The sequence below is a fragment of the Streptomyces sp. NPDC060031 genome (assembly GCF_042736805.1).
Classification (GTDB): domain Bacteria; phylum Actinomycetota; class Actinomycetes; order Streptomycetales; family Streptomycetaceae; genus Streptomyces.
This window is the reverse complement of the sequence record NZ_JBHWVM010000004.1, coordinates 107,509-131,196: the sequence shown is the minus strand read 5'-3', so window position 1 is coordinate 131,196 and position 23,688 is coordinate 107,509. Positions and strand designations below refer to the sequence as shown.

The window sequence follows — 23,688 nt, the reverse complement described above, 5'->3', positions numbered from 1 at the left end:
TGCAAGGTGTGGTGCGCGGTACGGCAACAGGAGGTGCGGGACCGGTCCTAGCGTGACGGGCATACCGCGCCGCTTCGACGCGCGGACCAGCCGACCTGAACCGAGGAAGCATCCCCATGCCGTACATCACCGTGGGCCAGGAGAACACCAACCCCATCGAGCTGTACTTCGAGGACCGGGGTGCCGGGCAGCCCGTCGTCCTCATCCACGGCTTCCCGCTCGACGGCCACTCCTGGGAGCGCCAGAGCGCCGCGCTGCTCGACGCCGGCTACCGCGTGATCACGTACGACCGCCGCGGTTTCGGGCGGTCCTCGCAGCCGACCGTCGGCTACGACTACGACACCTTCGCGGCCGACCTGAACACCGTGATGGAGACCCTCGACCTGAAGGACGCCGTCCTGGCCGGTTTCTCCATGGGCACCGGCGAGGTCGCCCGCTACGTGTCCACGTACGGCTCCGGCCGGGTCGCCAAGGTCGCCTTCCTGGCCTCGCTCGAGCCCTGCCTGCTCAAGAGCGACGACAACCCGGACGGCGTCGCCCCGAAGGAGTTCTTCGACGGCGTCGTCGCCGCCGTCGAGGCCGACCGCTACGCCTACTACACGGCCTTCTTCAACGACTTCTACAACCTCGACGAGAACCTGGGCACCCGCATCAGCGAGGAGGCCGTCCGCAACAGCTGGAACACTGCGGCCCGCGGCGGTTCCTTCGCCGCGTCCGCCGCGCCGGCGACCTGGTACACCGACTTCCGCGCCGACATCCCCGCCGTCGACGTGCCGGCCCTGATCCTGCACGGCACCGCCGACCGCATCCTGCCGGCCGAGGGCACGGCGCGCCCGTTCCACAAGGCGCTCCCGTCGGCCGACTACGTCGAGATCGAGGGAGCCCCGCACGGTCTGCTGTGGACCCACGCCGAGGAGGTCAACACCGCCCTCCTCGCCTTCCTGGCGAAGTGCCCCCCCCCCGTTCCCCCGCGGGGTCCCGCCGGCCCCCCCGGCGACACCCCGGCCCCCGGTTCCCCGGCGCGGGAACCGGACGAGCTCAGGAGAGCAGACACCCCATGCAGTTCGGCATCTTCACCGTCGGGGACGTGACCCCCGACCCCACCGACGGCCGCACTCCGACCGAACGCGAGCGCATCAAGGCGATGGTCGCCATCGCGCTCAAGGCCGAGGAGGTCGGCCTGGACGTCTTCGCGACCGGCGAGCACCACAACCCGCCGTTCGTACCGTCGTCGCCGACCACCATGCTCGGCTACATCGCCGCCCGCACCGAGAAGCTGATCCTGTCCACGTCGACGACGCTGATCACCACGAACGACCCGGTGAAGATCGCCGAGGACTACGCGATGCTCCAGCACCTGGCCGACGGCCGGGTCGACCTCATGCTGGGGCGCGGCAACACCGGTCCGGTCTACCCGTGGTTCGGCCAGGACATCCGGCAGGGCATCAACCTCGCCAAGGAGAACTACGCGCTGCTGCGCCGGCTGTGGCGCGAGGACGTCGTGGACTGGGAGGGCACCTTCCGGACACCGCTCCAGGCCTTCACCTCGACACCGCGGCCCCTGGACGGCGTCCCGCCCTTCGTCTGGCACGGCTCCATCAGGTCCCCCGAGATCGCGGAGCAGGCCGCCTTCTACGGCGACGGCTTCTTCCACAACAACATCTTCTGGCCGGCCGACCACACCAGGCGCATGGTGCAGCTCTACCGGCGCCGGTTCGCGCACCACGGCCACGGCCGGCCGGAGGACGCCGTCGTCGGCCTGGGCGGACAGGTCTTCATGCGCAAGAACTCCCAGGACGCCGTACGGGAGTTCCGGCCCTACTTCGACAACGCGCCGGTGTACGGCCACGGCCCCTCGCTCGAGGACTTCACCGAGCAGACCCCGCTGACGGTGGGCTCTCCCCAGCAGGTCATCGAGCGGACCCTGTCGTTCAGGGAGGCCGTCGGCGACTACCAGCGCCAGCTGTTCCTGATGGACCACGCGGGCCTGCCCCTGAAGACCGTCCTTGAACAGCTCGACATCCTCGGCGAAGAGGTCGTGCCCGTGCTGCGGAGGGAATTCGCCAAGGGGCGTCCGGCCGACGTGCCGGAAGCCCCCACGCACGCGTCCCTCCGAGCCGTCCGGGAGGTGTCCGCCGCATGAAGCTGATCGTCGTCTCCGCGGGGCTGAGCACCCCCTCCTCCACCCGCCTGCTCGCGGACCGGCTGGCCGAGGCGGCCCGCGACGAACTCGCCGCCCGGGGGCAGGCGCCGTCGACCGAGGTCGTGGAGCTGCGGGAACTGGCCGGCGACATCGCCAACCACCTCGTGACCGGCTTTCCGCCGCCGCGACTGAGCGCCGCGATCGACGCGGTGACGGCGGCTGACGGCCTGATCGTGGTGACGCCCGTGTTCGCGGCTTCCTACAGCGGTCTCTTCAAGTCCTTCTTCGACGTGATCGATCCGGACGCCCTCTCCCGGAAGCCGGTCCTGATCGCGGCGACGGGCGGTACCGCCCGCCACTCCCTGGTCCTTGAGCACGCCGTGCGCCCGCTCTTCGCCCATCTCCGCGCCGTCGTCGTCCCCACCGCCGTGTTCGCGGCCTCCGAGGACTGGGGCTCGGGGGGAGACGAGTACACCGACGGCCTGCCCGGCCGCGTCCGCCGGGCGGGCGTCGAGCTCGCCGTCCTCATGGCGGCGCGCCCGGTCGGTGAAGAGCCCGAGGACGACGTCACCGTCCTCGAACGGCAACTCGCCGACCTGCGCTTCGACTGAGACGGGCACCCGGGCCGGGCGACGGCGGGGCGGTTCACATGGTTCATACTGTTCCGCCGTATGAGCGTGAACCGAGTGACGACAAGGACCGTGCCCGAGGAACCCGAGGGTGTACGGACGCCCCTCCGCGGCAGGGACGCCGAACTGGCGTTCATCGAGGCGCGGCTCGACGCGCTCGACCGGGGTGAAGGCGGGATCATCCGCGTCGAAGGCTTCGTCGGCATCGGCAGGTCCAGGATCCTCGCGGAGGCCGCGGCATCCGCGAGGCGGCGGGGGACGAGGGTGTTCGAGGGAGCGGCGGACCCCGACGAACAGTTCGTGCCGCTCGGCCCGCTCCTCGACGGTCTGCTCTCCGGCGAGGAACCGCTGTCGGGCGCCGTCCGTCTCAGGGACCTCGCCACGACACCCGGCCAGCGCTTCTGGCTGCTCCAGGAACTGGGGGACCGCCTGCGGGAGACGGCTCGAAACGGCCCCCTGCTCGTCGTCCTCGACGACCTCCAGTGGTGCGACGACCTGACCCTTCTCACCTTCAACACCCTCGCGGCCGGACTCTCGTCGCACGCCATCCTGTGGCTGGTCGCCGTGCGCGGCGGCAGCGTGCCGTCGGGAGTGCGCACGACCCTGGACCGGATCCGGCAGGCAGGCGCACACGAGCTGGCGCTGGGAGCGCTGGACGACCAGGCGACCACACGGATCACCGAGGACGTCCTCGGCGCCGCTCCCGACCCGGACGTCCTGCGCGTCGCCCGCCGCGCCGAAGGAGTCCCGCAGCTGCTGGTCGAGCTGCTCGGCTCGCTGCGGGAGGCAGTGACGATCGAGAACGGCACGGCCAGGCTGTCGGCCGGACCCCCCGCCCCACGGGAACTCCCCTCTGTCGTGCGCCGCCTCGACCAGCTGTCCGACGAGGCACGGGAGCTGGTGCAGACGGCGGCCGCCGTGGGGGGCCCGGTCACCGTCGCGCTGCTGGCCGAACTGCTCGGCAGGCCCTCGGCGGCGCTCATCACAGCGGTACGGGAATCCCTCGACGCCGATCTGCTCACCGAAAGCGGCGATCGCCTCGCCTTCCGCCACGACCTGATCCGCGAGGCGGTGGAAGCCGGCCTCCCCCTGCCCCTGCGTCAAGCCCTGCGTGGTCAAGCCGCCGAGCTGCCGCCGGGGAGCGCGGCCTCCCCCGTCGAGCGTCCCGGGCCGTCGGCCGGGAGAGCACCGGCAGATGCGGCGGAGGCCGGGAGAGCGGGGCCGGGAGACGTGGCGGAGGCCGACCGGCTGCGCACCGCCGCGGCGGAACTCGCGGCCACCGCCCCCGGACCCGCCGCGGAACGCAGCCTCAAGGCCCTGGAACTGACCACGGCGGACGCTCCGGAGCGGCCGCGGGTCATCGCCGAGACGATCCCGCTGCTCTGGCAGACGGGCCGGGCCGCCCAGGCACGTGAGCTGGGAGCCTCCGCCCTGGCGACCGGCGGTCTCGGACCTGAGGACGAGGCGCGCATACGCCTTGCCCTGGCACGCCTCGCCGTACCGTTCGACTTCTCCGAGGCGGTCCGGCAGGCCCGCGCCGGGGCGGCACTGCCCGGGATCCCCGTGGACGTGAGGGGGCGGCTGCTCGCCATGCTCGCTGTCGGCCTGTCGATGGCGGGCGAGCACTCGGCGGCCGAGCAGGTCGCCGCGGAGGCGTGGGAGACCGCAGCGGCAGCGGGGGACCGCTCCGCCGAGGCCACGTTGACGACGGTCCGCTCGGCCGTGAGTTTCCACCGCATGGACTTGACCCAGGCGTTCCGGCAGGCCGAGCGGGCCGCCGCGCTGGCCGACGCCCTGGGCGTCAGCACCTCGCTGTGGGTTCCGGAGGCCTTGTGGCACGCTCTCCTGTCGAACACCACCGGACGTTCCGCGGAGGCGCTCGCCGCCGCGGAGGACGGCATCCGGATCACCAGGGAGCAGGGCCGGACGGCGGCCACCCGTATGTGGCTCATGACCCGCTCCCGCATCCTTCTGGAGGCCGGACGGCTGACGGACGCCCGGGCCGACGCCGAAGCCGCGTCCGCGACGACCGACGATCTCGGCCCGGGCAACCTCGCCGACGTCACGCTCCGGTACGTGATGATGCGCGTCGCCCTCCACACCAACGACCAGCAGACCGCACGAGCGTACGCGGCGGAGGCGAGGCGCATGCGGAGCGACGGCGCACCCGTCGTCCGGCAGTTCGGCTCCTGGATGCTGGCACTGATGGCCGACTTCGAAGGCCGGCCCGACCGTGCCATGGCCGAACTCGACGAGGTGATGACGTCGCCCGCCGCGGACCGGCCGGCCTACGCCGGCTTGGTCGACCCCGCCGACGCCCCGGTCCTCGTCCGCCTGGCGCTGCGTGCCGGCGCGCACGAACGTGCCGCGCAGGCAGTGGCCCTGGCCGAGCGACTAGCCGTGCTCAACCCCGACCTCACGTTCCTCGCCGCCGCCGCCGTGCACGCCCGGGGGCTCCTCGACAACGACCTCGCCCCTCTCGTACGTGCCGTCCGGCTGTACGAGGACTGCCCTCGGCCGTTGGCCCGGGCGTCGGCACTGGAGGACGCCGGACGCAAGCTGGCGGCCACCCGCAAGTCCGAAGCGGTGCCGTACTTCGACACGGCCCTCGCGCTCTACGCGCGAGCGGGCGCCGAGCGGGACGTCGCACGCGTCCGCCGGCGCCTGCGGGCCGCTGGTGTCCGCCGCCGGCCCTCGACGGCCGGACTCTCCGGTGCATGGCCCGAGCTGACGGCCGCGGAGATACGGGTGGTACGGCTCGTGGCCCGTGGGCTGACCAACCAACAGGTGGCCGAGCACCTCTCCCTCTCGCCGCACACGGTGAGTTCGCACCTGCGCCGGGCCTTCACCAAGCTGGACATCACCTCGCGCGTGGAGCTGACCCGGCTGGTGAAGCATCGCGACAGCGGAGAGTAGTCGCTTCGTATCCCCCGTGGGCGTCATGGCAATGGACGATTCGTGTGATGTGCCGACGTCGTCGCTTCCTCAGAATGATCAATAGCCGCGGAAGGGAGAAATCCGCGGGGAACCGTTGGTCGAGAGAGGAACAGCGCATGACCGCAAGGCTCCAGCGAGCCCGCCCCGGCAGCCCCGAGCTCCAGGCGCTCGTCGACGAGCTCGCGGAGCGGCTCGGCCGGTCCGTCGCCGTCGACGACCCGCTGGTCCGCATGGTCTGCACGAGCCGCCACTTCGGCGACGAGGACCCGGTCCGCATCGGCACCCTGTTGCAGGGCCGCGCCGACAACGCGACCATCCGCTACGTCCTCGCCCAGGGCGTGACCCAGTGGTCCCGGGCCGGATTCATCGATGGCCGTGACGATCTCGGACTGCTGCCCCGTTACGTCGTGCCCCTGCGCGAGCGCGGGCATCTTTTCGGACTGCTCCTGGTGGTCGTGCCCGAGAAGACGCTCGCAGAGCACGAGACACGTGCCATCGCCCGGGCCGCGGACGCCATGGCCGCCCAGATGCACGGAGAGCACATCGCCACCGACACCCGGAAGGCCGACGAGCGGCACCTCGTCCTCGAACTCCTCGGCACCGACGTCGCCGCCCGTACCACCGCACGGCGGCGAGGCAAGGAACTCGGACTGCTCGGAGCGGCCGAGCACGTCCTGGTCACCGTCGTGCAGCTGAGCTGCGCGACCGAGCTCGTGCGGCAGTCCGAGGCGGCCCTGTGGGGGGCGCTGGAGGGGTTCCGGCAGACGCGTTCGGCCCAGGGCCTCATCGCGATCGGCAAGGAACGGGCGACACTGCTCCAGCTGCGCGACCGCCCACCCGGCCAGGACGAGGTCACCGCACAGTCCGCTCGCATCCTGGACGAACTCCGCACCTTCCTGGGCCCGTCGGCAGACCCCGTGATCGGCGTCGGCGGCCGGCACCCCAGCCTGGACGACGCATGGACGTCGTACGAGCAGGCGCTCGTGGCGGCACGCGCGGCACGCCGACTGCCCACCCTGAAGAGCGCCAGTGACTGGGAGCTGCTAGGGGAGCTCGCGGTGCTGCTCCAGCTCCCCGAGCACGCCCTGAACGCGTCTTTGGTCCCGAAGCCGCTCCATACCCTGAGTGACACTCATGGCGGCGACCGCCTGCGGGACACCCTGCGCTGCTTCCTCGAACACGCGGGATCGATTCCCCGGACCGCGGACGCGCTGGGAATCCACCGCACCTCGCTCTACTACCGCCTGCGCCAGATTCAGGAGATCACCGGACTCGACCTCGACAACGGCGCCCACCGGCTCACTCTGCACCTCGGCCTCAGGATCGAGGAACTCCTCGCCCCGGGCGGCGACGGGGCCGTCTGACCACGGACTCGCTTCGACAAAGCGAGGAGGATCCACGGCCCGATTCCTACAGCTCGCGGTGGTGCGGGCGGCGGGCCCCATTCGATGATGTTCGGAACGGGCGGGAACGATGTACCGCCTCTGACCAGGGGGAGAGGTCATGAAGGAACTGATCACGACGGACGGCGCGCGGCTCGCGTACCAGGACACCGGCGGCGAGGGCGTCCCGCTGGTGATGCTGCACGGCTGGGGGCAGACGCAGGCGATGTTCCGCCACCAGATCGAGGGGTTGGCGCCCGGCCGTCGCGTCGTCACCGTCGACCTCCGCGGCCATGGGAAGTCCGGCAAGCCGCGTCACGGCTACCGCATCGCCCGGCTCTCCCGCGATGTGCTCGAACTCGTCGACCATCTCGGTCTTGACCGTTTCGACGCACTGGGCTGGTCCATGGGTGTCTCGGTGTGGTGGAGCTTCATCGACCAGTACGGGACCGGACGGATCCGGCGCTTCGTCGCCGTCGACCAGCCCGCGGCGGTCGCCGCCGTGCCCTGGATGACCGAGCGGGAACAGCGGGACTCCGGTGCCATCTTCGATGTGTCGGGGCTGTTGTACCTGGGTGCGGCCCTCGCGGGGCCGGAGGGCGACACGGTCCGCGCCGACTTCGTGCGCGGCATGTTCTCCGGCGAGCCGGACCCCGAGGTGCTGGCCTTCGTCGGCGAGGAGATCCGGTCGACACCCGCCCACGCGGGCGTACCGCTGCTGTTCGACCACTGCGCGCAGGACTGGCGCGACGTGCTTCCCCGGATCGATGTGCCGACCCTGGTGATCGGCTGTGAGGGAAGCCATGTGCACCCCGATTCGCAGCGCTTCGTCGCCGAGCGGATTCCCGGCGCACGCCTGCACGTCTTCGCCTCCGACGTGGCGAGCTCGCACTTCCCCTTCCTGGAGAACCCGCCGGCCTTCAATGCCGTGGTGGAGAAGTTCCTGGCCGAGGAGCCGGCGAACGGGGCGTGAATCCGCCCTCCGCTCGCACGCACCTACGGCTAGGAATCCCCATGACCCTCACACTGATGGCACGTGCGCCCCAACGGGAGCCCCGGCAAGCGCCCGATCCGACCCCGCCCTCCTCCCGCTCGGGGTGGCTGGTCCAGATGCTTTCCGAGATGCCGAAGACGAACGACCGGACGCACGTCTACCTCGGCGTCCATGTCCGTGGGCCCGTTACCGTCGTCCACGAGCGCGCCAAGACCCTGTTGGAGCCGAACGACCTGGTCTTCTGCGACCCGGCCCGACGGCATCTGCTGCAGTTCGGAGAAGACTGCCAGATGATCTTCTTCCGGGTGCCCCGGTGCTATCTGGGCGTCACGGAGTCGGAACTGGACCAAGTGCTCGGCGTACCCGTACGCGGCGGGGAGGGGATCGGGGCGCTGGCGTCCGACTTCCTGACCGCGCTCGCCGCCACGGCGGAGTTCCGACGGTCCACGATCGGGGACCGTCGTGCCCGGACGGCCGTACACCTCCTCTCCGTCCTGGTCATGGAGCTCCTCGAAGCGGACACGACGGACGAGGCCGACGACGCGTCCGGGGCCGTCAACGAGATGCTGTCCCGTATCCACGGCTACATCGAAGAGCATCTGATGGACCCGGACCTCTCACCGGAGTCGATCGCACGCGCCCACCACATCTCCGTCCGGTACCTGCAGAAGCTCTTCCAGAACGACGGCGCCACGGTGAGCCAATGGGTGCGGCGGCGCAGGCTCGAGTTCTGCCGGCTCGAACTGGGCCGCTCCAACCGGAGGATCACCATGGCCGCGGTGGCACACCGCTGGGGCTTCAGCAGCCCCTCGCACTTCAGCCGCACGTTCCGCGGGGCCTACGGAATGAGCCCCAGCGAATGGCAGGCGCGGGCGACCTCGGCCTTCGCGACGACGACTGCCGGCGCCCAGGACGAGCGAAGCCGCTGAGACGCGTGTGCGCCGTCGTGTCAGCGCGGATGCGCGCACGTACCAGAGGTACCGCTCCCACGGTCCTACCGTGAGTAACCGTCGCACGGACCTCTTGCCGAATTCCGGGCCGCGCCCTGACCGTCGTGACGACGCCCCGCACGTGGCCCGACACCGAGAAGAGAACTCGCATGACCAACCCCACCGTCGTCCTCGTGCACGGTGCCTTCGCCGACGCGACAGGCTGGATAGGCGTCATCTCGGAACTGCGGAGCAGCGGTATCCCGGTGATCGCTCCGTCGAACCCGCTGCGGGGCCTGACGTCGGACGCCGCCTACCTCGCCTCCGTCCTGGCCCAGGTCGACGGCCCGGCCGTACTCGTCGGCCACTCGTACGGCGGTGCGCTGATCACCGTGGCCGGCGCCGCGGAGAACGTCGTGGGGCTCGTCTACGTGGCCGCCTACGTGCCCCACGAGGGCGAGAGCCTCGGCCAGCTCCAAGGGAGCTTCCCCGAGTCCCCGCTGACGGGCAGCCTGAAGGAGTGGACCTACCCGCTCCTCGACGGCGACTCCGGGGTCGAGGTCACCATCGAGGAGAGCGCCTTTCCCTCCGTGTTCGCGGCGGACGTGCCCGAGGACGTCGCCGGCATCCTGGCAGCGGCCCAACGCCCGCTCGCCACGGCCGCCTTCACCGAGACCGCGTCCGCGGCGGCGTGGCGGACCAAACCGTCCTGGGCCCTGGTGGCCGGGGCGGACCGCACGATCAGCCCCGAGGTCCAGCGCTTCGGCGCCGCACGGGCCGGCGCCGTCGTCGTCGAACTTCCGGACGCCTCCCACGCCGTCGTCCTCTCCGAGCCCACACGGGTCGCGGACCTGATCAGGGACGCGGTACGGGCGACGAGCTGACCGACCGACCTCCGCGATGACAGGAGCGGGACCGGGCCAGTCGGGGTGCCACCTCGCGCTCGGGCCGGGACCGGACCGAAACGGAGGACCTGCCCACCTGGCCGTGGAGCGTCTGAAGTGAGGGTGTGGATCAGACCTTCTCGATGGCCACACGGCTGCGCGAGGCGGTGAGCAGTCCGATGTCTTCTCCACCGGACGTCAGGATCGTGACGCGGCCCGGCCGAGCCAGGGCTGTGGCGCAGAGCATCGCGTCGATGGCGTACTTGTGGCCGTGCGGTCCGGCTGTGCGCAGCAGGGCGGCGGCTGACTGGGCGACGGCCTGGGTGACCGGTTCGACCGCTAGCCGGGAGACCCCAGCCGGCTGCTCCCGCGGGGCAGTCGGGCCCTGGTCAGATCGTGACCGGGCCGTGGGCGGTGGCGAACTCGACCGAGACCAGGCCCGGTTCCTCATCCTCGACCCAGGTGACGTCGATCTGGTCGAGGGGGTGGTCGGCCGGTTCGCCGAGGAATTCGGCGATGGAGGCGGCGTCGCCGGCGATGGAGACCCCGTGGATGGTGGTGGAGGTGCGCGGGTCGGCGCTCGGGCGCTCCTCGGTGGGGACCGACCACTGAAGGAAGTAGGGCAGTTGCGGGTCCTCCAGCAGTTCCAGCAGGCCGATCTGCTTCCACCTCAGGTCGAACCCGTCGGGGCGGACACGGTGGCCCTCGGCCGAGGTGCGGCCGAGGCGGGCCTCGACCGGGGCGATGTCGTCGACGGAGACCACCCAACCGAGCCAGCCGCCGCCCTCGGCGGCGCGGCGCGCGACCGCCTGGCCGAAGGGTGCGCGGTCGGCGGCGGGGTGGTCGAGTGTGGTGACGACCTCGACGTAGGTGCCGCCGCTCAGCGGGAGAATGAAATTGCGGGTGCCGAATCGCGGGTGCACGCCCCCGTCGACGAACCCGGCGCCGAGGGCCGATCCGATCCACTGGACGGTCGAGACGAAGCTGTCGCGGGCCACCGCATAGGACACGTGATCAAGTCGCACTGCGCCATCATCACCCGACAACCCGCACAAATCCCGACGCCACGCCCGCCGCCCCCGGCCGCGTCCGCCGTGGATTCAGCCGTGGAGCGGATCGATCACCGTCATCCCGGCGGGGGAGGCCCGGTCGAAGCCAGGCGCAGCGCTGCCGCCTCGTCGAGGCCCACGACCCGCTCGATCAGCCGCTGCGGGGCGAGCGCTGCTGCCACAGGATTTCGATCCGCCGTGCAGCACCACTGCTCAGCTCTCTGTTCCTTTCCACTTCGCGAGTCCGGACACGCCTGATGACGAGGCTCCCCGATGGTGTCCTTGAGCGAAGAAGGGCACCCTCTACGGTCGAGTCCTGGAAGCCCCTTGGCCAGAGAGATGATCCGAAGGAATCGGCCTAGCGGCCGGCGAGCGGCCGAAAGCAGACCTGGAAACGGCGTGATGAACGGGTGGCGCAGCAGACGCTGTGCCACCCGTTTCCGTTACCCTCCGCAGGCGCGCGCCGCCGAAGGCGGTCTACGGCACGGGAGGGCCGCCACGGCCTGGGGGAGCGTTCTGCCAGGTTGGGCTGCGCATTCTCCCCGGATTCCCCCCAGCAGAGGCTGCTTCTGATGGAGGATTGCGGCTGACCGGAACCGTGCTCCCGGGCGACGTGAAGAGCCTCAGCCCTGTCGCCGATGCCGTCGACGGCGGCCCGGTGCCGGTCAGTCGAGCGTTCGGGGCCCCGCCACAGAGGCGGCCGGATCCCAGCCGCGCCGGGGGACGGAGTCGAGCAGCAGGCGCGTGTAGGGGTGCTGCGGTGCGTCCAGCACGTGGCCGGTCGGGCCCGATTCCACGACCCTCCCCGACTTGAGCACCAGCACCTCGTCCGCGATGTGCCGGACCACCGCCAAGTCGTGGGTGACGAAGAGATAGCCGATGCCCGCCTCGCGACGGATCGTGGAGAGCAGTTCGAGGATCTGCGCCTGGATGGAGACGTCGAGCGCCGCGACCGCCTCGTCGAGGACGAGGACGCTGGGCTCCACCGCGAGGGCGCGCGCGATGGCCACGCGCTGGCGCTGTCCGCCGGAGAGACGCCGAGGCAGCGCCGAGGCCTCGCGCTCGCCGAGGCCGACCTGCTCCAGGAGCTCGGCGACCCGGGCCCGGCGGGCGGTGGTGTCCAGCCGGGTGTGGAGCCTCAGGACCTCGTCCACGCATCCGGCTGCCGTGATCCGAGGGTCCAGCGAGAGGTACGGGTCCTGGAAGACCATCTGGATCTCCCGGGCCCGGGAGAGGCGTTCGGCTCGGGTGCGGACCCGCGCCGAACGGTCCCGGCCGCCGAGGCGTACGGTGCCGGCGTCCAAGCGCTCCAGGCCGACGAGCATGCGCACCGTCGTGGTCTTGCCGCTGCCGGACTCCCCGACGAGGGCGAGGGAGGCGCCCGGCGCCAGGGTGAACGACACGTCGTCGACGGCGGCGTGGTTCCCGTACCGCTTGCACAGTCCCTCGACGACGAGTCCCTGCGGGGCGGTGGTCACAGCGTGATCCCTTCGTCGGCGCGGTGGCATGCGGCGAGCCCGTCGCCGTACCGCGCAAGTGCGGGTGTCTCCTCGGAGCAGCGCGGCAGCGCGTGGGCGCAGCGCGCGGCGAAGGCGCAGCCGGGCGGCGCCTCGGAGAGAGAGACGGGGCGGCCGGGGATCGGCCGGGGGGCCGGTGAGCCCCGTTCGATGCGCGGGGTGCAGGCGAGCAGCCCCGCCGTGTACGGATGGCGGGGCCGTTCGAACAGTTCGTCCGTGCCCCGCGTCTCGACGATCCGGCCCGCGTACATCACGTACACGCGGTCGCAGATCGCGGAGGCCAGTTCGAGGTCGTGGGTGACGAAGAGCAGGCCCGTGCCGCGCTCGGCCCGCAGCCGGGTGAGGATCGCGATGATCTCCGCCTGGGTCGTGACGTCCAGGGCCGTGGTCGGCTCGTCGGCCACGAGCAGGGCGGGTTCGGACGCGAGCGCCGCGGCGATGACCACTCGCTGGAGCATGCCGCCGGAGAACTCGTGCGGACGGCGGCGCAGGGCGCCCCGCGGGTCGCGGATGCCGACCGCGCCCAGGAGTTCCTCGGCCCGGGCGGTGGCCGCGGCGGCGGGGGTTCCGGCGGCGCGCAGTCCCTCGGTGAGGAAATCGCCTACCCGGCGCAGGGGGTTGATGGAGGCCCGCGGGTCCTGGAAGACCATCGCGACCTGCCGGGCCCGCAGCGCGGTCCGCTCGGTGCGGTTCATGGCGAGGACGTCCCGGCCGGCGACCCGGACCTGTCCGCTGGTGCGGGCGCCAGCGGGCAGCAGCCCGAGAACGCTGCGGCAGGCCACCGACTTGCCGGAGCCGGACTCGCCGACCAGGCCGACCGTCTCGCCGGGCAGCACCCGCAGGCTGACCCCGTCCAGGATCGGGCGGGCCGCCCGGTCGTCCGGCAGGCGGATGCCGAGCCCGTCGATCTCCAGGACGGGCGGGCCGCCGGCCGGGGTCTTCTCCTCGGTCATGGTGTTCACCGTTCACGCCTCGCGATCCGGTCGGCGAGTCCCTCGCCGACGATGCCGAACGCCACCACGGCGAGCACGATGCACGCCGAGGGGGCCAGGGCGGGCAGCATCGCCCCCTGCTGGACGGCCGACTGGCCTTCGTTGATCATGGCTCCCCAGTCGGCGGTCGGCGGTTGCACGCCGAAGCCGAGGAAGGAGAGCGCCGCCAGGTCCATCAGCGCGTACCCGAAGTTCATCGCGGACTGGGCGAAGACGGTCGGGGCGATGTTCGGCAGCAGGTGGCGCAGGCAGACGTTCCAGCCGGAGAAGCCCTGCACCCGGTAGGACTCGATGTACGGGCGGGCCTTCTCCTGGCGCGCGATGCCGCGCACCAGCCGTCCCACGTACGGGGTGTAGGCCACCGCCATGGCGATCACGGGTGCGGTCATGCCGGAGCCGACGACGGACACGAGCAGGATCGCGAGCAGCAGACCGGGGATCGCGAAGGCCATGTCCATCGAGCGGGACAGGACCGAGTCCGCCCAGCCGCCGCGCCAGGCCGCCACGACGCCGAGCAGGGTGCCGAGGAGGGTGGAGACCCCGACGACGAGCAGCGGCCCGAGCAGGCCGGTGCGGGCGCCGTGGATCAGCCGGGACAGGACGTCCCGCCCGGACTGGTCAGTGCCGAGCAGGTGCTCGCCGGTGGTTCCGGCCAGCGGCGAGGAGAGGTCGAGGACCTCGGGGTCGTACGGGGAGAGGACGGGGGCGAGGGCGGCGACCAGGACGAGCACGGCGAGCACCGCGACCGAGGCCGTGAACATCGGCCCCTGGCCGAGCCGGCGCAGGAAGCGCAGGCCGGGCCGGCGGCGCAGCGGCGTCGGCGCCGCGCCGGCCGCGGAGGCGGCGGAGGGCGTGGTGAGGGTCATGAGGAGCCTTCCCCGTGGAGGGACAGCCGGGGGTCGATGAGGGGTGCGAGCAGGTCGACGGCGAGGTTCACCAGGACGAAGGCCGCCACGCTGAGCAGCGTGATCGCCTGCACGACGGCGAAGTCCTTGGCGGTCACCGACTGCACGAGCAGGGACCCGAGGCCGGGCACGTCGAAGGCGGTCTCGACGATCGAGGTGCTGATGAGCAGTCCGGCGAGCATCGTGCCGCCGACGGTGACGACCGGGCCCAGGGCGTTGCGCAGTACGTGCTTGCGGACCACGGTCCGCGGTGCGACACCGCGGGCGTGGGCCACCTCGACGTGTTCGCGGCCGAGCTCGTCGAGCATCGCCGAGCGGGTCACCCGGGCGAGCAGCCCCGCGAAGGTCAGCGCCAGGGCGAAGGCCGGCAGCGTCAGGTGGTACAGCCGGTCAGAGAAGCCCACGGGGGTGCCGCCCGGCCCCGGGAACCAGCCCAGCTGGACGGAGAAGAGCGATACGAGTCCGATGGCGGTGACGAACGAGGGGGTCGCCGTGGCCACGCCGGTGCCGAGGAGCACCGCGCGGTCCAGCACACCGGGGCGGAGCGCTGCGAGGATGCCGCCCGCCACACCGAGAACGGCGACCAGCAGGGCCGCGTAGCCGACGAGCACGGCGGTGCCGGGCAGCCGGGAGCCGATGAGCTCGGTGACGTCCTGGTGGAACTGCGCGGAGCGGCCGAAGTCGCCGCGCAGGACGCCGCCGAGCCACTTCGCGTACTGCACGGGCAGCGGGTCGTTCAGGTGGTATTGGGCGCGCAGGGCCGCCACGGCCTCGGGGGTCGCGGGGCGGCCGTGGAGCAGGAACGACACCGGGTCGCCGGGGGCCAGGTGAATGGAGCCGAAGACCACGAGAGAGGTCACGAACAGCACCGTCACCAGGCCGAGGAGCCGTCCGACGAGGTAGCGGGTCATCGCTTCGCGGCCCCGATCTTCGCGGCCCACGGGTAGTACAGCTGCACGATGCCGGTCGGTGCGCCGGTCACCCGATTGCCGAGGAAGACCGAGTAGGGCGCCTCGTACACGGGGATGACCGGCAGTTCGCGCAGTGCGATCCGCTGGAGCTCGGCGGTCAGCTCCGCCCGTTCGGCCGGATCGGGCTGCGCGTTGGCCCGGTCGAAGGCGGCGTTGTACTCGGCGTTCGTCCAGTTGCCGTAGTTCCCGAAGTCCCCGGTGCGCAGGTACTGGTAGAACTCCAGCGGGTCGGGGGTGTTGTCGTATCCGTTGGTGATGACCAGGTCGAGGCCGGCGCGTGCGTTCGGGTCGACGAAGATGCTGCTGTACGCGTCCGGGGCGACGGCCTTGAGCTTGACGTCGAGGCCGATCTGGCGCCCCGCGGCCTGGACGGCGTTGGCGACGACGCTGATCTCGGGCGCGAGCGTGCTGGTGACCAGGGTGATCGTGCGGCCGGTCGCTCCCGCCTCCTGGACGAGCTCCTTCGCGGCCTTGACGTCGTACACCGGCTCGGACAGGGAGTCGTAGAGCGAGGCGGTCTTCTCCGGGGCCAGCGCCCAGGCGCCGCGCGCGGCGGGGGCCTTGGCGGGGAAGCCGACGCCGCCGGCCGCGGCCTTGACGATGTTCTTCCGGTCGAGGGCCATGGACAGGGCCTTGCGGACCTTGAGGTCGCCGAGCGGGCCGTGGAAGTCGAGGACGGCCAGGTTCGACGCGGCCGTGTTGGGGCCGAACAGCACGCTCCCCTTGCCGCCGGAGCGCAGCTGGGCGAGAGAGGCGGAGGGCACCATGTATCCGCCGTCGGCCGTGCCCGAGAGGAAGGCGTTGGCCCGGGCGGCGGGGTCCTCGATGAAGGTGAACTTCACCTGGTCGGACTTGGGGGTCAGCGACCGGTCCCAGTAGTCGGCGTTCTTCTTGAGGGTGATGCTCTCGCCCTGGGTCCACCGGTCGAGGGCGAACGGGCCGGTGCAGTTGACCGTGCCCTTGGGGGTGCCGTAGTCCTTGCCGGCCTTGGCCAGGGTGGCCGCGCTCTCGATGGTGCCGGGGGAGGCGGCCAGGAGTTCGTTCAGGAGGACGTCCGGCTTGGAGAGCCGGATCGTCACCTCCAGGGGGCCGGTCTTCTCGATGGCGGTGACGTTCTTGAACGCCGAGCCCCAGGGCGATCCGGTCTCCGGGTCCGTGTGGCGGCCCAGGGAGACGACCACGTCATCGGCGGTCATCGTCGTCCCGTCGTGGAACTTCACCCCGGGCCGCAGGGTGTAGACCAGCGTCCGGGGGTCGGGCTGCGTGTACTTGACGGCGAGACCGGGCTCGATCTGCATGTCGGGCGTGACCCGCAGGAGCTGATCGCAGACGTTGGCGAGCACGGTGTTCGGCGGGTAGTCGTACGCGAGGGCGTAGTCGAGCGTGTAGGGCTCGGCGTACAGGGACCAGGTGAAGGAGTCCAGGGAGCCCTGCGCGGGCGGCGAGGTCGCGGTGACCCTGTAGCCGCCGTCGGCGGACTGGTGGGTGGAGGCGCCGGAACAGGCGCTGGTGGTGGCCGCGAGGGCGGCGGTACAGGCGAGAAGCGTGACGGACCTGGGCGTGCGCATGCAGACCCACCCCTTTACGGGTGTAGTGACGGGCGCTGGGGGATGGAGCGAGTATTGATGCGGGAACGTTCCCGCACAAGAGTTTGCGGGAACGGTTTTGCAGCGGTCGCGAGGGTGGCAGCATCACCCCCATGACCGATGTTTCACGGCATGACGGGGCCCCCTCGCAGCCCGCCCCACGCGTCCGGCTCGTCGACGTGGCCCGCGAGGCCGGACTGTCGAAGACGACCGTCTCGGCGGCGCTCAACGGCACCGGACGGCTCTCCGGCGAGGTACGGGAGAAAGCGCGCGAGACCGCACGCGTCATGGGCTACCGGCCCAACGCCACCGCGCGCCAGCTGCGCACGGGGCGGGCCCGGCTGATCGGGTACATGGTCGGGGAGCTCGCCGACACCCCCTGGTCCTTCCTGGAATCTCCGTACTTCGCCAGGCTGACCGGAGCCACCGCCGCGACCGCGCTGAAGCGCGGCTACGCCGTGGTGCTGCTGCCCGCCGGCTCCCTGCAGAGCGAGTGGGCCGGCCTGCCGCTCGACGCGGTGGTCGTCGCCGACCCCGTCACCGACGACCCGGTCCTCGACGATCTGCTCGCCGCCCGGATCCCGGTGTTCAGCGACCGCTCCGTCGAGGGGCGGCCGGGCGCGTACTGGGTGGACGTCGAGGCCGGGCCTGCCGTGTGCGCGGCCATGGACCACCTCCTGGAACAAGGGGCCCGGCGGCCCGCACTGGTGCTGCCCGACAGCGCCACCCGGTTCCATGCGGGGGTGCTCGCCGCCTACGGCGACTGGTGCGCCGCGCACGGTGTGGCGGAGCGGATCGTCATCGCGGCGGACCGGGGCAACGGTCCGGTCGTACGAGCGGTCGAGACCGCCCTGGCGGGTGACGGGGAGGGGCCGGGCCGTGTGCGCCCCGACGCCCTCTTCGTCATGGCGGAGGCGAGCCCGCCCCTCGTCCTGGAGGCGGCGCGCCGCCAGGGCTACGAGGTGCCCGGCGATCTGCTCCTCGTCTGTGTGAGCGAGGACGTGACGGCGGAGCACACCGAACCACCGGTGACGACGTTGAGCCTGCGGCCCGAGGCGGTCGCGGAGGCCGGCATCGAGCTCCTCGTGGCGGTCCTGGAGGACGGCCGCCGGGAGTCGGCCGGGGTGCTCGTGCCGACTCGGCTGGAAGTGCGGGCCTCCTCGGTACGGCGCTCCGGGGCGCCGCGGCCCCCTCAGGAGGAGTGGACGAGCCTGCCGCCGACGTAGGTCCGCTCCACCCGGGCCCCGGCGATCTCCTCCGGGGGTGCGGCGAAGATGTCGCGGTCCAGTACAACCAGGTCGGCGAGGTGGCCGGGGCGCAGGCTGCCCGCATCGTCGAGGCCGTTCACATGGGCGGAGCCGGCCGTGTAGGCGGCCAGCGCGGTCGCGAGGTCGAGGCGCTGTTCGGGCAGGAAGACCCGGTTGTCGGCGTCGGCCTCGGGATCCTTGCGGTTGACGGCGACGTGGATGCCCTCAAGGGGGTCGGGGCTGCTGACGGGCCAGTCGCTCCCGGCGGCCAGGGTGGCGCCGGCCCGCAGCAGATCGCCGAAGGGGTACTGCCAGGCGGCGCGCTCGGGACCGAGGAAGGGGATGGTCAGCTCGTCCATCTGCGGTTCGTGCGCGGCCCAGAGCGGCTGGATGTTGGCGATGGCGCCGAGCCGGGCGAAGCGGGGGAGGTCGTCGGGGTGCACGACCTGGAGGTGGGCGAGGTGGTGGCGGTTGCCGCGCGGTCCGTTGGCGGCGACGGCGGCTTCGAGCGCGTCCAGGGCCTCGCGGACGGCCCGGTCGCCAAGGGCGTGGAAGTGGATCTGGAATCCGAGGGCGTCGAGTGCGGCGGCGTACCCGCGCAGGGCCATCGGCTCGACGAAGCTGAGGCCGGTGTTGGCCGTCGCGCAACCGCAGCCGTCCAGGTAGGGGGCGGTCATGGCGGCCGTGAAGTTCTCGGCGATCCCGTCCTGCATGATCTTCACGGAGCCGGCCCGGAAGCGGCCGTGACTCAGCTTCTCCCGCAGTGCGACCAGTTCCTCGATCTGCTCGGCGCCGCGGTCGCGGTCCCACCAGAGCGCGCCGGTCACCCGCGCGGTGAGCGACCCGTCCCGGGCGGCGCTCACGTAGGCGTCCGACGGATCGGGCTTGCCGCCGAACACGCCGAGCAGCGCGTCCTGCCAGCCGGTGATGCCGAGCGAGTGCAGCAGTTCCTGGGCCCGCAGCAGGCCTGCCAGCCGGTCGGCGGGGGTGCCCGCGGGCGCGAGACGGGAGAGCAGCGCGGTGGCGCCCTCCTGGAGCACTCCACTGGGACCGCCGTCCGGCTCCCGTTCGATCCGCCCGTCGGCCGGATCGGGGGTCTCGGCGGTGATCCCGGCGAGCTCGAGCGCCCGGGTGTTGGCCCAGGCGCCGTGGTGGTCCCGGTTGACGAGGAACACCGGCCGGTCCGGGATCACGGAGTCCAGCAGCTGTCGGGTGGGCAGGCCTCCGTCGAAGCTCTCCATCGACCAGCCGCCGCCGGCGATCCACGCGTGGTCCGGGTGGGCGTCCGCGTACGCCCGGATCCGGGTCAGGTACTCGGCGACGCCGACCGTCCCCGTCAGATCGCATTCGGCCAGCTCCGTACCGCCGTAGACGGCGTGGATGTGGGCATCCTGGAACCCCGGGATCAGCAGCTTGCCCGTCAGGTCGACGACCTCGGTGCGGGGGCCGATGAGCTCCCGGACCTCGTCGTGACCGACGGCCGTGATCCGGTCGCCGACGACGGCGAGCGAGGTCGCCCGGGTGCGGGCCGGATCGACGGTGAAGACGGGGCCGCGGGTGAAGACCAGATCGGCCTTGTCCATACGGAGCTCCAGTACATGAGGCGACGGTTGGTGGAGACATGGAAGCGGGACGGCCGTTTACACGTCAATGGTGTTGACGTAAGGTCCGGCCATGGCCGAACGAGTGATTCCAGAGGGCGGGCGTCGGCGTCACCGACCGACCAAGCAGGGCGCCGTACTCTCGGAACGGCTGATCATCGACACAGCCCTGCGCCTGGTCGCGCAGCACGGCGCGGCGGCGCTCTCGGCGCGCAGGCTCGGCGCGGCGCTCGGCGCGGATCCCAGCGCCCTCTACCGCTACTTCCGCAACACCGACGCCCTGCTCCTCGCCCTGTCCGACGAGCTGATCGGGCGTGCGCAGGAGGGCTGGTCGGCCACCGGTGACTGGCGGACCGATCTGCGTGCCATCGGGCTGCGCATCCATGCCTCCTATCAGTCCAACCCCCCGGCCGCGCTCCTCACGGCCCACCGCACGACAGGGCGCCCCCACGAGACGCGGGCCGTCGAGGCGATCCTCGGCATCCTGCGTTCCGGCGGCTTCCCCGACGCCCTCGCCGTGCGGATCTACCACGCCTTCGTCGACCAGGCCCTCGCCTTCGCCGCTCAGGACGCCGCCGCGCTCGCCCTGCCGGAGGCGGCCCGGGAGTCGGACGAGGAGGTCTGGCACGCGGTGTACGGCAGGCTGTCGCCCGAAACCCACCCGAACATCGCGGCGACCTTCCCGCTGCTCGCCGCCGACATGCGCGACAGCGGCTACCCCTTCGCCCTGGATCTGATGCTCGGCGCGGTGGCGGCGCTCCGCCCGGCGGCGGACGGAAGCTGACCGGTGGCCTCGGCGGAACGCCGAGCACCTGCCCGAACGGTGGCCCCGCACGCGCGCAGGCGCTGCTCCGCGAGCTCGCCGCACGTTTCGCACCCGGGGCGCGGCGGATCGCGCAGGAGATCCTCGACCGCCGGGAGCCGGGACCGCCTGGCTCCGGCGTGCGGGGCTTATGTCAACACCATTGACCTTGTTGTGTGCCGAAGGGTCTCATGGGCGGCACCTCGGAGGGTCCGTGCGCTCGGGCGCCTCCGCGATCCGAAGGAACCCCCATGGACCACCTCACCTCGCTCAGGGACGCCGAGCCCCGCCCGTTCTGGCTCGACGACCCCCGCCGCCCGCAGGCCGCCCCCGCCCTCGTCGGGGCCACCACCTGCGATCTGCTCGTCGTCGGCGGCGGTTACACCGGCCTGTGGACCGCCCTCCTAGCCAAGGAGCGCGACCCCTCCGCCGACGTGGTGCTCATCGAGGCGGACGAGGCCGGCGGCGCCGCCTCCGGTCGCAACGGCGGCTTCTGCGAGTCCAGCCTCACCCACGGCCTGCACAACGGTCTCCAGCGCTGGCCCGGGGAGATCGACCTCCTGGAACGGCTCGGGCGGGAGAACCTCCAGGCCATCGAGGACACCGTGGAGCGCCACGGGATCGACTGCGACTGGGAGCGCACCGGCTCCATCGTGGTGGCCACCGAGCCGTACCAGCTCGCCGGCCTCGCGGAGGAGGCCGAGGCCGCTGCCCGCTACGGGGGCAAGCCGGTCCTGCTCGACGGCGAGGCCGTCCGGGCCGAGATCAACTCCCCGACCTTCCTCGGCGGCCTGTGGAACAAGGCCGACGTCGCCATGGTCAACCCGGCCGGGCTCGCCTGGGGACTCAAGAGTGCCTGCCTCGCCCTGGGCGTCCGGATTCACGAGCACACTCCAGCCACCTCGCTCGCCGAGCACGGGGCCGTGATCGGCGTCCGAACCCCCTATGGCCGGATCACCGCGAGGCGCGTCGCGCTCGCCACCAACGCCTACCCCTCCCTGGTCCGGCGCCACCGCCCGTACACCGTCCCCGTGTACGACTACGCGCTGATGACCGAGCCGCTGACCCCAGAGCAGCTCGCCTCCGTCGGCTGGACGCGCCGCCAGGGCTTCGCGGACAGCGCGAATCAGTTCCACTACGTCCGGCTCTCCGCGGACAACCGCATCCTGTGGGGCGGATACGACGCCGTCTACCACTACGGCGGGCGCGTCCGCGCCGAACACGACCGGCGGCCCGAGACCTTCGCCACCCTCGCCCGCCACTTCTTCACGACGTTCCCGCAGTTGGAGGGTGTGCGCTTCACCCACAGCTGGGGTGGAGCCATCGACACCAGCACCCGCTTCTGCGTGTTCTTCGACACGAGTCACCACGGGAAGGTGTCCTACGCCGCCGGGTACACGGGCCTCGGCGTCGGCGCCAGCCGCTTCGGCGCCGAGGTGATGCTCGACCTCCTGGCGGGCGAGCGCACCGAGCGCACCGACCTGGAGATGGTCCGCCGCAAGCCCCTGCCGTTCCCGCCCGAGCCCGTCCGGTCCCTCGGTATCGGCATCACCAAGTGGTCCATGGCACGCGCCGACCTCAACCAGGGCCACCGCAACCTCTGGCTGCGCAGCCTCGACCGCTTCGGCCTCGGTTTCGATTCCTAATCAAGCCTGGCTGTGCCGTTTGCCCTCAGTGAGGGCCATCACCTCCCTGGTCAGGGAGCGCACCACGTGGGCGGTCATGTCCTCGCCGGGGACGGTGGTGTGCTGCCCCTCGGCGGCCCGGACGGCTTTGGCGGCGAGTTCGTCGGGGCTGCGGACCTTGCGGTTGTGCAGCCAGGTGGCCAGACGCCGTCGGCCGGTGCGGCGGATGGCGGCCGGGGTCTGGTAGCCGGTCAGGAGGACCAGGGGGCCGAGGTTGCCCAGGTCGAGTTCACGCTCCAGCCCGGGAAAGATCCGCCGTCTGCCAGGTCGATGCCCCAGATCGCTTCGTCGCCCGACCCGTGCAGCGAAACCGTCGCGGCCGCCGACTCCGCGGCCCTCTTCCGGGACGGCCGGATCTCCGTGACACCGCTGACCTGCGACCGCACGTACGGAGCGAAGACCCCGCACGCGGAAGCTCTGCGGAAGGTCCGCCGCTACGTCGAGAACGATGCGCCCCGGCGCTGACCCCGCCGCTGACCCCGCCGCTGACCCGGGGCGCCGACCCCGTGCTGCCGCACCTCCCCTGACAGGAGCACTCCCATGACCGACGATCCCCTCGTCCGCACCGGCCACGGACCCGTGCGGGGCGAGCGCCGCGCCGACGGAAGCCTCCGTTTCCTCGGCATCCCGTACGCCCGTCCCCTGGTCGGCGAGCTCCGCTTCGCCGCCCCCGTGCCCCCAGTTCGACGGGGACCTGCAGATTGCTGAGGACGGCCACTACTACCGGACGTCGCCGGTCTTCCGGACGGACGCGCCTGCCCACCGCTGGCTCGCGGAGACGGTCTTCGTCGGCCTCGCCCGACCCGAGGGGGAGGACGTCGTGGTCATCCGCATGTACGCGCTCGGGTAGAAGGCAGGCGGCCGGCGCGCTCAGCACGCCGGCCGTCGGCCGCATCAGCTCAACTCCCGAGTCAGGTGAGGGAACGCCACGTGCGGTTCAGCGCCTCCCGGAACTGCTCGACCTCCTCGGCGGTCAGGTCGGCGACCATGCGCCCTTCGAGTCCGCGAGCAGGCTCGGCGTACTCCCCGAGCAGTCGGCGCCCCGCGTCGGCGAGCAGGATGAGGCGCTCGCGGCGGTTGGCGGGGTTGGGTTCGCGATGGATCAGGCCGCGGCTTTCCAGCGCCCGGACCATGTCGGCCATGGACTGGGCGGTGACGAAGGAGTCGCGGGCGAGCTGCGCGGCGGAAATGCCGTCGTGCCGCTCCAGCACGGTGAGGGCGGTGTACTGCAGCGCCGTGATCCCGGCGGGCTTGAGCAGCTCCTCCAGGCGGGCCCGTACCGCCAGCTCCGTCCTCTTGACCAGGTAGAGCAGCGAGGTGCTCATGTTCGTCCTCCCGTGGTGACGGCCCGTTGGGTGCGGCCGGCGCGGCGACACGTACCACCACCCTAGAGCATTGACAGGAATCCTGTTGATTGCTCACACTGCGTTCATCA

General features: G+C 71.9%; 20 protein-coding genes and 3 pseudogenes. 13 read left to right on the top strand and 10 right to left on the bottom strand.

Annotated features, from left to right (window positions below):
- Positions 1-116: 116 nt before the first annotated feature.
- The 8 genes and pseudogenes from ACFWB8_RS03045 to ACFWB8_RS03010 form a co-directional block, all read left to right on the top strand.
- Positions 117-950, top strand: a pseudogene (locus ACFWB8_RS03045) (alpha/beta fold hydrolase); the annotation flags it as partial.
- A 107-nt stretch (positions 951-1,057) separates the two neighbouring features.
- The gene (locus tag ACFWB8_RS03040; RefSeq protein WP_385221609.1) at positions 1,058-2,143 is read left to right on the top strand and encodes an LLM class flavin-dependent oxidoreductase; all 1,086 of its coding nucleotides are present in this window, start codon (positions 1,058-1,060) and stop codon (positions 2,141-2,143) included.
- The gene (locus ACFWB8_RS03035; RefSeq protein ID WP_385221606.1) at positions 2,140-2,754 is read left to right on the top strand and encodes an FMN reductase; all 615 of its coding nucleotides are present in this window, start codon (positions 2,140-2,142) and stop codon (positions 2,752-2,754) included. The genes ACFWB8_RS03040 and ACFWB8_RS03035 overlap by 4 nt, the downstream gene beginning before the upstream one ends.
- A gap of 60 nt (positions 2,755-2,814) precedes the next feature.
- Positions 2,815-5,688, top strand: coding sequence for a LuxR C-terminal-related transcriptional regulator (locus tag ACFWB8_RS03030; protein ID WP_385221603.1), 2,874 nt, complete (start codon positions 2,815-2,817; stop codon positions 5,686-5,688).
- Between the two features lie 137 nt (positions 5,689-5,825).
- Positions 5,826-7,073: a PucR family transcriptional regulator gene (locus ACFWB8_RS03025; protein WP_385221600.1), complete on the top strand. Its 1,248-nt coding sequence runs from the start codon at positions 5,826-5,828 to the stop codon at positions 7,071-7,073.
- A 139-nt stretch (positions 7,074-7,212) separates the two neighbouring features.
- Positions 7,213-8,064, top strand: coding sequence for an alpha/beta fold hydrolase (locus ACFWB8_RS03020; RefSeq protein WP_385221598.1), 852 nt, complete (start codon positions 7,213-7,215; stop codon positions 8,062-8,064).
- A 149-nt stretch (positions 8,065-8,213) separates the two neighbouring features.
- Positions 8,214-9,014: a helix-turn-helix domain-containing protein gene (locus ACFWB8_RS03015; RefSeq protein ID WP_385221595.1), complete on the top strand. Its 801-nt coding sequence runs from the start codon at positions 8,214-8,216 to the stop codon at positions 9,012-9,014.
- A gap of 170 nt (positions 9,015-9,184) precedes the next feature.
- Positions 9,185-9,898: an alpha/beta fold hydrolase gene (locus ACFWB8_RS03010; RefSeq protein ID WP_385221592.1), complete on the top strand. Its 714-nt coding sequence runs from the start codon at positions 9,185-9,187 to the stop codon at positions 9,896-9,898.
- Between the two features lie 130 nt (positions 9,899-10,028).
- On the opposite strand, the pseudogene ACFWB8_RS03005 reads toward ACFWB8_RS03010, so the two are convergent.
- The 7 genes and pseudogenes from ACFWB8_RS03005 to ACFWB8_RS02975 all read right to left on the bottom strand — a co-directional run.
- A pseudogene (locus ACFWB8_RS03005) lies at positions 10,029-10,250 on the bottom strand (DNA-binding protein); the annotation flags it as partial.
- A gap of 37 nt (positions 10,251-10,287) precedes the next feature.
- Entirely contained in the window at positions 10,288-10,923 is a 636-nt protein-coding gene (locus ACFWB8_RS03000) for a VOC family protein (protein WP_385221590.1), read from the bottom strand.
- Between the two features lie 689 nt (positions 10,924-11,612).
- Positions 11,613-12,455 carry an ABC transporter ATP-binding protein gene (locus tag ACFWB8_RS02995; RefSeq protein ID WP_385221587.1) on the bottom strand — a complete coding sequence of 281 codons (843 nt, stop codon included), beginning with the start codon at positions 12,453-12,455 and terminating at the stop codon, positions 11,613-11,615.
- Positions 12,422-13,417 carry an ABC transporter ATP-binding protein gene (locus ACFWB8_RS02990; protein WP_385221656.1) on the bottom strand — a complete coding sequence of 332 codons (996 nt, stop codon included), beginning with the start codon at positions 13,415-13,417 and terminating at the stop codon, positions 12,422-12,424. Before ACFWB8_RS02990 ends, ACFWB8_RS02995 begins: the two co-directional genes overlap by 34 nt.
- 5 nt (positions 13,418-13,422) lie before the next feature.
- Positions 13,423-14,322 carry an ABC transporter permease gene (locus tag ACFWB8_RS02985; protein ID WP_385221584.1) on the bottom strand — a complete coding sequence of 300 codons (900 nt, stop codon included), beginning with the start codon at positions 14,320-14,322 and terminating at the stop codon, positions 13,423-13,425.
- Entirely contained in the window at positions 14,319-15,272 is a 954-nt protein-coding gene (locus ACFWB8_RS02980; RefSeq protein WP_385221653.1) for an ABC transporter permease, read from the bottom strand. The genes ACFWB8_RS02985 and ACFWB8_RS02980 overlap by 4 nt, the downstream gene beginning before the upstream one ends.
- Entirely contained in the window at positions 15,269-16,900 is a 1,632-nt protein-coding gene (locus tag ACFWB8_RS02975; protein ID WP_385221581.1) for an ABC transporter substrate-binding protein, read from the bottom strand. The genes ACFWB8_RS02980 and ACFWB8_RS02975 overlap by 4 nt, the downstream gene beginning before the upstream one ends.
- 131 nt (positions 16,901-17,031) lie before the next feature.
- Between ACFWB8_RS02975 and ACFWB8_RS02970 the strand changes: the two genes are divergently transcribed.
- Positions 17,032-18,144, top strand: a complete 1,113-nt coding sequence (locus tag ACFWB8_RS02970; protein WP_385221578.1) for a LacI family DNA-binding transcriptional regulator — start codon at positions 17,032-17,034, stop codon at positions 18,142-18,144.
- Here the strand turns inward: ACFWB8_RS02970 and ACFWB8_RS02965 are convergent.
- A complete protein-coding gene (locus tag ACFWB8_RS02965) occupies positions 18,111-19,748 on the bottom strand; it encodes an amidohydrolase (protein ID WP_385221575.1) in 1,638 nt (545 codons plus the stop codon). The genes ACFWB8_RS02970 and ACFWB8_RS02965 overlap by 34 nt on opposite strands.
- Positions 19,749-19,839: 91 nt before the next feature.
- Between ACFWB8_RS02965 and ACFWB8_RS02960 the strand changes: the two genes are divergently transcribed.
- Together ACFWB8_RS02960 and ACFWB8_RS02955 are read left to right on the top strand one after the other, a co-directional pair.
- Positions 19,840-20,550 carry a TetR/AcrR family transcriptional regulator gene (locus tag ACFWB8_RS02960; RefSeq protein ID WP_385221572.1) on the top strand — a complete coding sequence of 237 codons (711 nt, stop codon included), beginning with the start codon at positions 19,840-19,842 and terminating at the stop codon, positions 20,548-20,550.
- A gap of 269 nt (positions 20,551-20,819) precedes the next feature.
- Complete coding sequence (locus ACFWB8_RS02955; protein WP_385221569.1) at positions 20,820-22,214, top strand: NAD(P)/FAD-dependent oxidoreductase; 1,395 nt, start codon at positions 20,820-20,822, stop codon at positions 22,212-22,214.
- 24 nt (positions 22,215-22,238) lie between these two features.
- Here ACFWB8_RS02955 and ACFWB8_RS02950 read toward each other — a convergent pair.
- A pseudogene (locus tag ACFWB8_RS02950) lies at positions 22,239-22,505 on the bottom strand (IS110 family transposase); the annotation flags it as partial.
- A gap of 288 nt (positions 22,506-22,793) precedes the next feature.
- On the opposite strand from ACFWB8_RS02950, the gene ACFWB8_RS02945 reads away from it, so the two are divergent.
- Positions 22,794-22,961, top strand: a complete 168-nt coding sequence (locus tag ACFWB8_RS02945; RefSeq protein WP_385221566.1) for a carboxylesterase family protein — start codon at positions 22,794-22,796, stop codon at positions 22,959-22,961.
- On the top strand, positions 22,948-23,103 hold the full coding sequence (locus tag ACFWB8_RS02940; RefSeq protein ID WP_385221650.1) for a DUF3237 family protein: 156 nt from the start codon (positions 22,948-22,950) through the stop codon (positions 23,101-23,103). The genes ACFWB8_RS02945 and ACFWB8_RS02940 overlap by 14 nt, the downstream gene beginning before the upstream one ends.
- 61 nt (positions 23,104-23,164) lie before the next feature.
- Here the strand turns inward: ACFWB8_RS02940 and ACFWB8_RS02935 are convergent, their stop codons facing one another.
- A complete protein-coding gene (locus ACFWB8_RS02935) occupies positions 23,165-23,578 on the bottom strand; it encodes a MarR family winged helix-turn-helix transcriptional regulator (protein ID WP_385221563.1) in 414 nt (137 codons plus the stop codon).
- Between the last annotated feature and the right edge of the window lie 110 nt (positions 23,579-23,688).